The 12780-nt window shown below is 56.3% G+C and carries 13 protein-coding genes and 1 riboswitch; of the genes, 6 read left to right on the top strand and 7 right to left on the bottom strand.

Features of this window, described 5'->3' with window-relative positions:
- Positions 1–32: 32 nt before the first annotated feature.
- From moaE to moaA, 5 genes are all read right to left on the bottom strand, one after another.
- Positions 33–500, bottom strand: a complete 468-nt coding sequence (gene moaE, locus K0J45_RS00455) for a molybdopterin synthase catalytic subunit MoaE (protein ID WP_220043856.1) — start codon at positions 498–500, stop codon at positions 33–35.
- Between the two features lies 1 nt (position 501).
- Positions 502–753, bottom strand: coding sequence for a molybdopterin synthase sulfur carrier subunit (gene moaD, locus K0J45_RS00450; RefSeq protein ID WP_220043855.1), 252 nt, complete (start codon positions 751–753; stop codon positions 502–504).
- A 61-nt stretch (positions 754–814) separates the two neighbouring features.
- Positions 815–1291 carry a cyclic pyranopterin monophosphate synthase MoaC gene (moaC, locus tag K0J45_RS00445; protein WP_041509675.1) on the bottom strand — a complete coding sequence of 159 codons (477 nt, stop codon included), beginning with the start codon at positions 1289–1291 and terminating at the stop codon, positions 815–817.
- On the bottom strand, positions 1284–1814 hold the full coding sequence (gene moaB, locus K0J45_RS00440) for a molybdenum cofactor biosynthesis protein B (RefSeq protein WP_220043854.1): 531 nt from the start codon (positions 1812–1814) through the stop codon (positions 1284–1286). Before moaB ends, moaC begins: the two co-directional genes overlap by 8 nt.
- 111 nt (positions 1815–1925) lie before the next feature.
- On the bottom strand, positions 1926–2906 hold the full coding sequence (gene moaA, locus K0J45_RS00435) for a GTP 3',8-cyclase MoaA (RefSeq protein ID WP_220043853.1): 981 nt from the start codon (positions 2904–2906) through the stop codon (positions 1926–1928).
- Positions 2894–3028: riboswitch (molybdenum cofactor riboswitch) on the bottom strand. Its footprint overlaps the gene before it by 13 nt.
- Before the next feature lie 226 nt (positions 3029–3254).
- Between moaA and K0J45_RS00430 the strand changes: the two genes are divergently transcribed.
- Together K0J45_RS00430 and K0J45_RS00425 are read left to right on the top strand one after the other, a co-directional pair.
- Positions 3255–4904 carry an electron transfer flavoprotein-ubiquinone oxidoreductase gene (locus K0J45_RS00430; protein WP_220043852.1) on the top strand — a complete coding sequence of 550 codons (1650 nt, stop codon included), beginning with the start codon at positions 3255–3257 and terminating at the stop codon, positions 4902–4904.
- Between the two features lie 260 nt (positions 4905–5164).
- Positions 5165–7081 (top strand): methyl-accepting chemotaxis protein, encoded by a 1917-nt coding sequence (locus tag K0J45_RS00425; protein WP_220043851.1) that lies wholly within the window; start codon positions 5165–5167, stop codon positions 7079–7081.
- Between the two features lie 74 nt (positions 7082–7155).
- On the opposite strand, the gene K0J45_RS00420 is transcribed toward K0J45_RS00425, so the two are convergent.
- Together K0J45_RS00420 and K0J45_RS00415 are read right to left on the bottom strand one after the other, a co-directional pair.
- Entirely contained in the window at positions 7156–7476 is a 321-nt protein-coding gene (locus tag K0J45_RS00420; RefSeq protein ID WP_144202491.1) for a DUF4870 domain-containing protein, read from the bottom strand.
- Positions 7477–7557: 81 nt separating this feature from the next.
- A complete protein-coding gene (locus K0J45_RS00415) occupies positions 7558–8250 on the bottom strand; it encodes an MOSC domain-containing protein (protein WP_220043850.1) in 693 nt (230 codons plus the stop codon).
- Between the two features lie 134 nt (positions 8251–8384).
- Between K0J45_RS00415 and K0J45_RS00410 the strand changes: the two genes are divergently transcribed.
- The 4 genes from K0J45_RS00410 (at position 8385) to K0J45_RS00395 (ending at position 12642) form a co-directional block, all read left to right on the top strand.
- Positions 8385–8834 (top strand): CC0125/CC1285 family lipoprotein, encoded by a 450-nt coding sequence (locus K0J45_RS00410; RefSeq protein ID WP_220043849.1) that lies wholly within the window; start codon positions 8385–8387, stop codon positions 8832–8834.
- A gap of 52 nt (positions 8835–8886) precedes the next feature.
- Complete coding sequence (locus K0J45_RS00405) at positions 8887–9621, top strand: response regulator (RefSeq protein WP_258406736.1); 735 nt, start codon at positions 8887–8889, stop codon at positions 9619–9621.
- Between the two features lie 6 nt (positions 9622–9627).
- The gene (locus K0J45_RS00400; protein ID WP_220043848.1) at positions 9628–10920 is read left to right on the top strand and encodes an ATP-binding protein; all 1293 of its coding nucleotides are present in this window, start codon (positions 9628–9630) and stop codon (positions 10918–10920) included.
- 264 nt (positions 10921–11184) lie between these two features.
- Complete coding sequence (locus K0J45_RS00395) at positions 11185–12642, top strand: alpha/beta fold hydrolase (protein WP_220043847.1); 1458 nt, start codon at positions 11185–11187, stop codon at positions 12640–12642.
- The last annotated feature ends 138 nt before the right edge of the window (positions 12643–12780 follow it).

Raw genomic sequence — 12780 nt, 5'->3', positions numbered from 1 at the left:
TCAACCCTCATCAACCGGGTACTCGTCCCGGCTTACTGCTTTTCCCACATCTTGGCGGCCTGTTCGTCGGCATCTTTAGCCTCGACCCAGTTCTTGCCCTGATCGCCCGCCTCTAACTTCCAGAATGGCGCCTTGGTCTTGAGGAAATCGATCAGGAATTCACAGGCCGCGAACGCCGCCTTGCGATGGGCACTGGTGACACCGATAAAGACGATCTGCTCGCCCAAAGCCATGGTGCCGACCCGGTGAATGATGGTCACGTGGGTGAGCGGCCAGCGCTCTCTTGCCTCGACGGCAATCTGATTCAGCACCGCCTCTGTCATGCCTGGATAGTGTTCCAGGGTCAGATCGGTCACCGCGCTGCCATCGTTGAAGTCGCGTACCTTACCCACGAAGGTGACCACGGCGCCATCGCTGTCGTCCCCGGCGATACGGGCGTATTCATCCGGAACGCTAAAGTCTTGGGTCTGCACCAATACCCGGTCGATCGCTTGGCTCATCTTAACCTCCGGTGACTGGGGGGAAGAAGGCGACCTCGTCACCATCTTCGATCTGGGTATCCCAGCTGCTGATGGTCTGATTGACCGCCACCAGTAGCTTGTCGGAAGCCAATACCTTGCCCCACTTGTCATCTTTGGCCGCCAGCAAGGCACGCAGGCCTTCGGCTGTAGTGGTCTCCTCGCTTGCCTCGACTTCTATGGTGCTCTCACCTAATAGTTCGCGCACCTGGGCGAAAAACAGCACATTTATCATAATCTTTACCCTAAATACTTGTCGCTTAAACCTTGGCTAAAACCTTGAACTAAACCTTGACCTAAACCTTAAAATGTCCCGACTTGCCGCCACGCTTCTCCAGCAGGCGTGTCTGAGAGATCACCATATCTTTCTGCACCGCCTTGCACATGTCGTAGATGGTCAGCGCCGCTACCGAGGCCGCGGTAAGCGCCTCCATCTCGACACCTGTCTTACCGGACAGCTTACACAGGCTGGTGATACGCACGCGGTTGTGTGCGGGCTGTGCCTCGAGATCCACCTCGACCTTGGTCAGCATCAGGGGGTGGCACAGCGGGATCAGATCTGAGGTCTTCTTCGCCGCCTGGATCCCGGCGATGCGGGCCGTGGCGAACACATCGCCCTTGTGGTGGCTGCCGCTCATGATCATCTCCAGCGTCTCGGGCGCCATCTCGATGAAGGCTTCGGCGCGGGCCTCGCGCTCGGTGACCGCCTTCTCGGTGACATCCACCATGTGGGCATTGCCATCGGCATTAATATGGGTAAATTCACTACTCATCAATTGCTACCTTCTTCACGTGCATCACAAAGTTACAGGGTCTGTGAGTGGCATCCAGTTGTTCTCTTAAAATCTTGTTCCAGCCCGTCTTGCAGGCGCCGGTTGAGCCCGGCAGACAGAAGATGGCTGTCTTGTTGGCAAAGCCGCCCAGGGCGCGGGACTGCACCGTCGAGGTACCCAGCTCGGTATAGGTGATATGACGGAACAGCTCACCAAAGCCTTCAATCTCACGATCGAATAGCGGTCTGACCGCCTGAGGCGTGTTGTCGCGCTCGGTAAAACCTGTGCCGCCCGTGGTGATGATCACCTGCACATCATTCGATGCGATCCACTGAGACAATACCGAACGTATCTGATACTTGTCATCTTTAATCAGGCGGCGATCCGCCAGCTTGTGCCCCGCCTCTAACAAGGCGTCTTGTAAAAATTGTCCCGAAGTGTCCTGGCTCAGATCCCGGGAGTCAGAAAGGGTTAATACCGCGATATTGAGCGGTTCAAATTGAGTTCTCGTGCAATGACCCATAACGTCTCTCTTCACTCTTGGTGTGGTTTGCGATTAACAGATGCGCCCACAGGAATATGGCCAGAGTATACCCACACGGCAAACGCAAGTTATTGCGCTAGCGCAAGCCCTCTAGCCGCCGATAGACGCCAGATGCTGCGTTACGCCTGTGATGCCATCGTGGAGGTAGTGGGTTTCCTTCTTCGCCCTAAGCTGGCCATGGAGCCGTTCGATCAGCTCAGCGCGCTGCTCATGAGACTGCAACAGATCCCTAAGATCCACACCGTGCTCGGTGAAGAGGCAGAGATGCAGTTTCCCCTTGGCGGAGACACGCAGGCGGTTACAGCTGGCGCAGAAGTTCTTCTCGTAGGGCATGATCAGCCCTATGCGTCCCTTGAAGTCGTCATGGCTGAAGTTTTGCGCCGGGCCATCGTCGACCGCCGACTGATCCAGCTGCCAGCCATCCTGAACAAGCTGCGACTTGATGTCGGCGCCCGCCAGATGATGGGCCTTGAAGTACTCGCGTCCCAGACCGGTTTCCATCAGCTCGATGAAACGCAAGTCGATTGGGGTGTGCTTGATCCAGTGCAGGAAGCGCGGTAAGTCTTTGTCGTTTAAGCCCTTGAGCAGCACGGCATTGATCTTCACCCGCTCGAAGCCCGCCTCCAGAGCTGCATCGACGCCACGCATCACCTCGTCGAACTTATTCTCGCCGGTGATCTGATAAAACATGCGTGGGTCCAGGCTGTCTACCGAAACGTTGATGCGTCTCAGACCGGCATCGAACCACTCCTTGGCATGCTTCTCCAAACGATAGCCATTGGTGGTAGTCGCCAGCGTCTTGATCTTGTCGTTGTCGGCGACGATACGCACGATGTCGGTAAAATCTTTACGCAGCGTGGGCTCGCCGCCCGTGATGCGGATCTTCTGGGTGCCGACCTCGGCAAAGGCGCCCACCAGATTCTCGATCTCGTTGAGATCTAAAAACTTAGGCTTACCGTCGGGGCGATAACCATCTGGGAGGCAGTATGTGCATTTGAAGTTACAGACATCGGTTACCGACATCCGTAAATAGTGAAATCTTCGACCAAAATTGTCTTGTAGTTGAGACATGATCACCTTTCCAAGTAAGGGGAGGTGAGTCAATTTCTTTCCTCACCCCGGTGGCACAATTGCCACGGCTTAATCTCCCTATCTGTGGACGTAGGAGAGAAAGCTCGGAGAACCGTCGTTTCTCAATTATAGGCCGATATAGACCGGGTTTTATAGCAGAAACTTCCCGTTTTTTGTTTAAGATCAATCGGGCGTTAACATAATGTGACACCGCTCACGAAGATAAATACCATCAATTAGTCTATCCTGACTGCTTAAACTCTGTGCCATTTCGCTATTTTAGGGTAAGGTGGAGACAAAGAATAAAACACCCGTTTCAATCGGGGGAAAGCTAAAAGAGGTGAAGTGATGGAACGCGAATCGATGGAGTTCGACGTCGTTATCGTTGGCGCAGGCCCAGCTGGCCTGGCTACCGCATGTCGACTAATGCAAATCTCACAAGACGCCGGCCAGGAGCTGACTGTCTGTGTGGTCGAGAAAGGCTCGGAAGTGGGCGCGCACATTCTCTCGGGTGCCGTGTTCGAACCTAAGGTGCTCGAAGAGCTATTTGGTGACTGGAAAGAGCAAGGTGCACCGCTACACACGGCCGTGACCCATGATGAGCTGTTTATGCTTAGCTCAGACTCGGCCTCACGTGCCATGCCCAATGCCTTTATCCCTAAGACGATGCACAACGATGGCAACTATATCATCAGCGTCGGCAACCTGGCCCGTTGGCTGGCCGAGCGCGCCGAGGCCCTGGGCGTCGAGATCTTCCCTGGCTTCCCCGCCAGCGAGCTGCTGTTTAACGAAGATGGCAGCGTCAAGGGGATCATCATAGGCGACATGGGCGTCGGCGCCGATGGCCAGCCCAAAGACAGCTATGAACCCGGCATGGAACTGCACGCCAAGTACACTGTATTTAGCGAAGGCTGCCGCGGCCACCTGGGCAAGCAGCTGATCGAGAAGTTCCACCTGGATAACGGCAAGACGCCGCAACACTACGGTCTGGGCTTCAAGGAGATCTGGAAGGTGCCTGCGGAGCAACACCAGCAAGGCAAGGTAGTTCACACGGGTGGCTGGCCACTGACAGACGGCGCCTCGGGAGGCGGCTTCCTCTATCATATGGAAGACAACCAGATCGCCGTGGGTCTCATCATAGATCTCAACTATCAGAACCCACATCTGAGCCCCTTCGATGAGTTCCAGCGCTACAAGACACATCCAGTGATCAGCCAGTACCTACAGGGCGGTGAACGACTCTGCTATGGCGCCCGCGCCATCACCAAGGGTGGTCTCAACTCGCTGCCTAAGATGAGCTTCCCTGGCGGCCTGATCATAGGTTGTGACGCAGGTACCCTGAACTTCGCCAAGATCAAGGGCACCCACACGGCGATGAAGAGCGGCATGATTGCGGCCGAAACCATCTGCCACGCCCTGCATGCCGGCGTAGAAGGCGGCAAAGATCTCGACTGCTACCAGGAGAAATTCGAACAGAGCTGGTTGCAGGATGAGCTATACTGCTCACGCAACTTCGGCCCGGCGATGCACAAGTTCGGAGCATACCTGGGCGGCGCCTTCAACTATATCGACCAGAACTGGTTTGGCGGCAAGTTCCCTATCACCCTGCGGGATGAGAAGGCCGACTATGCCCAGATGGCCGAGGTCAGCGCCTACAGCAAGATAGATTATCCTAAGCCTGACGGTAAGCTCAGCTTCGACAAGCTCTCCTCCGTCTACCTGTCGAATACCTTCCACGAGGAAGATCAGCTGTGTCACCTGCGTCTCAAAGACGAGCGTATCCCTATCGAGGTGAACCTGGTCAAGTTCGACGAACCGGCCCAGCGTTACTGCCCGGCGGGTGTGTATGAGGTGGTGGAAGAAGCCGGCGAGAAGAAATTTGTCATCAACGGTCAGAACTGCATCCACTGCAAAACCTGTGACATCAAAGATCCAAGCCAGAACATCACCTGGGTCACCCCAGAGGGTGGCGGCGGACCTAACTATCCGAACATGTAAGCCTGGCCTTGTTGCTCGGCAAACAGACAAATGCAAACGCGCCTTAGGGCGCGTTTTTACTTGCGCTTAACATCCCAGGCCACCATAATGGCGCCATACCTACAAGCGTTACCAAGACGCACTAAGCGATCCTAAAGGATCCTCCTGCCCTCAAAAAAGTTCAATGGTTTAGCGTGTTTAGAAAACAGCGACTAACCTTAATAATCTAGTATTCACACATCCGAGGCATGCTCGGACAGAGTAGATGCGAGTCATAAACGATGAAACTAAACATGCTCACCATCAAGCAGAAGATCTTACTCACGGTTACCGTCGCGGTATTGCTGTCGACCGTGCTCGTGGGAGTCTTGAGTCAACGTAGCGCCAAAGAAGTCGTCGAGCAGCGCATGCTCACCTCCGAGCTGCCCAACACCTTGCAGGCGATCCGCAACAAGGTAGAGATGGATATCGCCACCCTGATGAACGCCGCCGAGCAGCTCGCCAGCAGCAAGATGCTCAAGCAGTGGCTGGTCGAGGGCCGCCCTGCCGAGACAGAGCCTCTGGTGATCGCCCAGCTCAAGGATGTGCAGCAGCAATATAAGCTGGTGCAGGCCTCCTATGCCGACAGACAGACCGCCGCCTACTACACCCAGGACGGCTTCTTGCGGATCCTCACTCCGGATCAGGATGGCTGGTTCTTCAACTATAAAAACAGCGGCACAGAGCGCATGCTCAACGTGTTCACCGAGGCCAATGGCGAGGTGAAGCTCTTCATCAACTACCAACAGCCCAACGACCGCGGCCTGGTGGGACTGGCCAAGTCGCTGGACGACATGGTACGCCTGCTGAAATCCTTCAAGATTGAAGACACAGGCTTCGTCTACCTGGTCGATGCCAAGGGTGACGTCAAGCTGCACTCGGACACCAGCCAGATAGGCAAGGCCAGCCTGAGCTCGCTCTATGGCGGTAACGTGACCAGAGAGCTGCTCAACAAGGGCGACTTTGGCCTGACACAGACGGAGCTCGACGGCGAGACATTGCTGGTCGCCAGCAGCTATATCCCCTCAATGGACTGGTATCTGGTGGCCCAGGTGCCCAGGGCCGAGGTATTTGCCCTGCTAGAAGAGTCGGCCTATCAGATCCTCATCTGGACAGTGCTGATCGCCGCCGCCTTTATCGGCCTCTCCACCTTCGTCTCCGCCTCGGTGAGTCAGCCCATCGCCAAGGTGGCCGACATGCTACAGGACATAGGTCAGGGTGAAGGGGATCTGCGCCAACGCCTGCCGGTAGAGGGTAACGACGAGCTAGCACAGCTGGCCAAGGGCTTCAACAGCTTCATCGAGAAGATCCAGCACTCCATCATAGAGGTGACAGACACCAGCGTGCAGCTGAGTCACGCCGCCAAGGATGTGGCCAATCAGGCCCAGCAGACTCAGGACGACAGCCAGCTGCAGAAAGATCAGACCATGATGGTGGTCACCGCTATCAACGAGATGGGCGCGACCGTGCATGAGATCGCCGGCAACGCCGCCCAGGCCGCCGACAACGCCAAGGACGCCGACAACGCCTCCAGCAACGGCCAGATAGTGGTGACCCGCGCCCGCGACACCATCAATCAGCTGTCTCAGGATGTGGAACAGGTGGGCAATGTGATCGAGTCCCTGGCCACCCATACCACCTCCATCGGCAGCATCCTGGATGTGATCCGCGCCGTGTCGGATCAGACCAACCTGCTGGCCCTCAACGCCGCCATCGAGGCCGCCCGTGCCGGTGAAGCTGGACGAGGCTTCGCCGTGGTCGCCGAGGAGGTACGTAACCTGGCCTCACGCACCGCCGCGTCGACCGACGAGGTGCAGAAGATGATCGACAACCTACAAAGCGAGGCGGCCCGCGCCGTCGAGGCGATGACCCAGAGCAAGAGCCGCAGCCAGCAAGGAGTGCAGGCGGTCGATGAGGCCAGCCACACCCTGACGGAGATCAGCCAACAGATCGGCGCCATCACAGACATGAATATTCAGGTCGCGGCGGCCACCGAGGAGCAATCTACCGTGGTGGAAGATATCAACCGCAACGTCACGGAGATCAGCGAGATCACCCAGCGTACCAGCGAGACCTCCCAGGCGGTGGCCCAGGCCAGCCAGTCGCTCAACCAGCTGGCCCACAGGCTAGATACTCTGGTCGCCGGCTTCAAGGTCTAGGCGGTTCACTGCTTAAAGGCTTCAGCCACAAAAAAGCCCGCAATCGCGGGCTTTTTTATTTTGCCAAGCAATCATCAAGGCTTAAGAAACTTGATCGTCAGCGGATACTGGTAACTAATGCCCTCGCTGGCCTTCATGGCGGCGATGATGGTGACTACGATATCGAAGATCGCCAGCACTCCCAGCAGGATAAAACCGATACCGACGAACATGAGGATCATGCTGATGATGGCATATACCATCACGCTGATCTTGAAGTTCAGGCAGTTGCGACCACAGCTGTCGACGAAGGCGATCTCCTCTCGCTTCATCAGCCAGACAATCAGCGGCCCTAGTATAGAACCAAAGGGGATCAGATAGCCGGAAAAGCTGGCCAGATGCACCGCCACGCCCATGTTTCTATCGTCACGGGACAGTTGTTCAATATCAGACACGAATTACACTCCTTGATGATTCATTATCAATTTTACGTATTGCTACAGGCGGTTAGGCCCAAATAAACGCATTTCCCAAGGCTCAATCTTGCGACTTTCCAGGCGGCGCTGCAAGCTATTTACCCAAGACTTCGCCAGCCCTTCACAACTGGCCAGGCGATCGTAGGCGCCGGCATCAAAGGTGGGCGAGAAATAGATACTCATCGCCTCGCGCAGACTGATGTCGGTGCGGCGCTCGATAAGCCTGATATCGTCTTCCAGGGTGATCTCACCCGGCGTGATCACCCGATAGAACCAGCCACACAGGCCGCTGGTCTGCATGGCGAGGGCAAACTCGGGATGACCGAACTGATGATTGAGCTTGAAACAGGGGGAGCGCGGCTGAGTCACCTGCAGACGCACCTCGCCGATGGCTATGATGTCGCCGATATTCACCTGGGTCTCGTCCAGCCCAACGGTGCTGATGTTCTCGCCCATGGCGGGCACATCCTTGAATCCCTGCATCATATCCCAGCGACGATACTGACCATAATGCTCGCGAGGAAAATGGTGTAGCACACGGTCGGCGCCGCCGTGATGCTTGGGATCCGCCTGGCCGTCACCCTCGACGCCCAGCTCACCCACCACCAAACCAGTGCACGCCCGCTTGGCGTCGATCATGCTGGGTATTCCCTCGAACGCCTCGGCCTTGTCACCACGATACAGGCCCGAAATCTTGTTTACCAAACGCGTCATCACTTTCTCCCCCTGACCACTGTCTACTCGTCTCGCCCGCTGACAAAGGCGAGACAATTCAATACAAACTCCCTCTGTCGCCACGGGGATCGCCCCTGCACAATAGCGGCTTAGTTCTCCTTGGGAAAGATATCATGAAAACAACTCCATTGGCCGTCTTCATACTGAGTTTCATACTCCTGCTGAGCGGCTGCGCCACCTCTTACGACACAGAAAAATCCTTCTGGAGCTTCGGCGAAGGCTTCGACGTGGTACAGATAGCCGATGATAGCTGGCAGATAAGCTTCGTCGGTAACGACATGACAGACCGCGCCCTGGCCCGCAAATATGTTCTGCGCAAGTCCGCCGAGATAGCCCAGGCCCATGGCTATCCCTACTTTGCCCTCACCACAGAGCAGAACCACCGCGATGCAATCGGCAATGACACTCTGGGCTTTGGCCACAAGGACTGGGGCTATGGCCTGGGTAAGGTGGAAAATGAGACCTCGGTAATTGTCGAAGTTACCGGCCTGCAGGATAAGGCATCGATGCAGACAACCAAGGTGTATGACGCCGCCTACCTGATCGATCACCTCACATGGTAGGCCGGGCCCTCAAAAAGAGTGTGAACTCGTCACTGTTGGAGCTAGATAAATAATGTTAGATTTATCAACACACTCCCACGACGACTCACTCGACATGAGCATCAAAGTTGTACTCGTTGAAGATGACGAAAAGATCAGCCAGCTGCTGTCCTCCTATCTGACCATGCAGCAGATAGAGACTCTCTGTGTCCATGATGGCGCCGACGCCGTCGCCACCATACTGGCCGAGCAGCCGGATCTGGTCATCTTAGATCTCATGCTACCCAATCTGGACGGCTTCAGCATCTGCCGTCAGCTGCAACCCGTTTTCGATGGCAAAATACTGTTTCTCACCGCCAGCGAGGACGACATGGATCAGGTGGCGGCACTGGAGATGGGCGCCGACGACTTCATCATCAAGCCGATACAACCCAGGGTCCTACTGGCACGTATCCGCATGCTGATGCGCCGGGCAAAGGTGTCTGCTCCCCAGGAGCAGCATCATCTCAGCTTCGGCGAGCTTGAGCTCAATCAGCAGCGCAAGCAGTGTCTGTTGGCGGGAGAAGAAGTCAGCCTGACCACCAGCGAGTTCGACCTGCTCTGGCTGCTGGCCGCCCATGCCGATGAGATCCTCACCCGGGAATATCTGGTCAAACAGATCCGCGGCATAGAGTACGACGGCATCGACCGCACCATAGACAACAAGATAGTGGTGCTGCGCAAGAAGCTGGGCGACAACCCCGCCCTGCCCCGGCGCATCATCACCGTCAGGGCCAGGGGCTATCTGTTTGTCCCCGACCGTTGGTGATCTCCTGTGACGCGTCTGTTTATCCTCATCTATAGCACGGCCCTGGCGATCTTCTTCATTGCGGTGATCGCCATGGACCAGTTTGAGCTCTTCTCCACCGACTCACTGGACGCCACCTCGCTAGCCAACGAGATCACCGCCACCCGCAAATTAGTAGACAAGATAGGCGAAACTCAAGGAGCGCAAGCGGCAGAGCAGGCACTGCAAGGCTTTGCCAAGGATATCCACCTGGCACTGACCCGCTATGACATCAAGGATGACACCCTGAGCGAGGCGATCAAACAGGGGGTTAAAGACTACGGCCTCTACATTGAAGATGTGGACGAGAATCAGGCCTACTTCAGCCTGAAGAGCAACCCAGAGGTGGTCTTTGGCATCATCAACGACCCGGACTCCCCCTTTATCAACACCCTCAACCGCAAAGAGTGGTTTGTCTTCGTCGAGTTGTGTGCGGCACTGGCGCTGATCAGCATCATGGTGCTGTTTGTGATCTCCCGACGACTGGCGCGACTGGAGAAGACTTGCATCGCCTTCGCCTATGGCGATTTTAGCGCCCGCGCCTCCACCAGCAGCCTTCACAGCGTGGGTCAGCTTAACCTGTCGTTCAACATCATGGCCGATCGCATCTCTCAGCTGATCCAGAGCCACAAGAACCTCACCAACGCCATCGCTCACGAGTCACGCACTCCCATCTTTCGCATCCAGTGCAACCTGGACATGCTGGACGACTCGGGCGTACGCCCGGAGCAGATGCAGTATTTGGAGGGAATTCAGGAAGATCTCAACGAACTGGGCGGAATGATCGAGGAGCTGTTGCACTTCGCCAAGCTGGAAAGGCCTGACGCCCAACTCAGCCTGACACCAACCAGGCTCTACCCGCTGCTGGCCAGCCAGCTGGAACACCTGCAGTTCGAGACCCCCAAACGCCTGCAGCTTAGCGGTGACGACAGCCTGATGGCTCCCATCGCCAACCACCTGCTGCTGCGGGCCACCAGCAACATCATACGCAACGGCTACAAGTATGCCCAAAGCTGCGTCAACGTGACCCTTAGCAGCGACGAGACCAGCGTGCTGATCGAGATAGCCAACGACGGCCCGCCCATCCCTCAGGACTATTGGCAGTCTATCTTCGAGCCCTTCGTGCGTCTGGATAAGGCCAGAGACAGGCAGAGTGGTGGCCACGGCCTTGGGCTGGCCATCGCCAAGCAGATAGTGCGTCAGCACCAGGGCGAGCTGACCTTAGGCGACAGCGAGCTGGGCGGCCCCAGCTTTACCCTGCGCCTGCCCAAGGCAGAATGAGTCCATTAAGGGCTCGGTGCCCAGGCGATAACTAAATTCACCGATTTAGCACTTTCCCATTTAGCGCTATCCCATTCAAAGCTTTTCTATTCAAAGCCTTCCGATACAAAGCCGAGACAAAGCCATACAGAGTGCTTCTGTTTCCCAGGCGCCCGCCTCCCCATAATGCGCTACAGATAATCACGGCACAGAACCCAAAGGCGTCGAGTCCCTAAGGCTCGCCAGGTTCATTGCCTTCGTCTGTAACCCATAAGGAAGTTGTATATGAGCCTGACACACAAGCCCAATCTATTGGCCTTTGGCACACTCGTCATGGCAACCGCCCTCCTCGGCGGCTGTAACCAATCGAGCAAGTCTGACACTAAGAAGGAGGTCGCCAGCAAGGTGGGCACCTACGCCAGCGTTGACTGCAGCACGTTCACCAAGAGTAAGGATCTGCCCAAAGGCGCCAGCTGCGGCTATCTGACGGTCCCGGAAAAACACGCCCTCAAGGGCCAGAGTGCCTCCAAGAAAACCATGGAGATCGCCGTGCTGAAGATCCCGGCGATTAAGACTGAGGCCAAGGCCGATCCCGTGGTCTACCTGCAGGGCGGTCCAGGCTACTCGGCCATCGACAGCCTGGAAGACTTCACCCAGAGCAAGGCGAAATACCTCTGGAACGACCGCGACTTCTATCTGGTGGATCAGCGCGGCACAGGCCACGCCAAACCCGCCTACAAGTGCACCGAATTTAACACGGTCAAGGGCTCAATCGAGCAGGTCAAGGCCTGTAAGGCTCGCCTCAAGGCCAAGGGCGTCGACTTCAGCGCCTATCAGAGCGTGCAGAGCGCCCACGATTTCATCATGCTGAGAAAGGCGCTCAAGCTCGACAGCTGGAATCTCTACGGCGCCTCCTACGGCACCCGCTTAGCTGAGACCATCATACGCGAAGATAGCCAAGGGATTCGCAGCGTCATCCTCGACGGTGTATTCCCCATCGAAGTCAACGGCCTGTCAGACACGCCCTGGGCCACCTATGCCACGCTGGATCGCATCGTCGCCAACTGCGATGCCTCGATTAATTGTGCATCAGAGATCCTCAAGCCGATGATCGAGTCCATCATCGAGCGACTACAGAATCAGGGGGAGGAGCAGGCAGCCATCCGTTTCGTCAACTACATCGCCAGTCTAGCGGGTGATGCCAGGGTCGTCCCCCTGATACTGGCGATCGATAAGGACCTGAACATCATCATCAATGAGAAAGACAACGAAGAGGCCGAGGGTTACTTTGCCCCTATGGCACTGTCAGTCGTCTGCTCCGAGGAATATGCCTTCCTCAACCAGACGGCTCTAGAGGGTCGCAACGACAAAAACTGGTCCACCACGACCACGCTGACAGTGAACAAGATGTTCCATGAGGGATTCGATATCGACAGCTGTAAAGCGTGGGATGTGGCCGCGGCCGACAGCATAGAGACCCAGGCCGTGACCAGTAATCTGCCGATCCTGGTGATCAACGGCGGCAACGATCATCAGACGCCACCGGCATGGGGCGAGTTAGTGGTAAAGAACATGCCTAATGCCCAGCTGTTCACCAACCCTCAGGGTGGCCACGTACAGCTGACTTCACAGAACCCTTATCGCAACTGTATCGACGGCATCACCATGGCCTTCCTGGCGGCGCCGGTTCAGAAGATCAAGACTCAGTGCACCAGCATGATCCCGGTATTTAAATACAACTAATAACAAGCGTTCGGCCTAAGCCCTGACCAAAAGGTCGGGGCTTTTTTTCGGGCAAAAAAAAGCCCCAGAAGATGGGGCGAGAGAACAGAAAAACACACTATGTTAGAAAAGAAGCTACACAAAACAAGGTCAGGGAAC

The organism is Shewanella alkalitolerans (assembly GCF_019457575.1).
Lineage (GTDB): Bacteria > Pseudomonadota > Gammaproteobacteria > Enterobacterales > Shewanellaceae > Shewanella > Shewanella loihica.
This window is presented reverse-complemented; position numbering and strand designations above follow the sequence as displayed.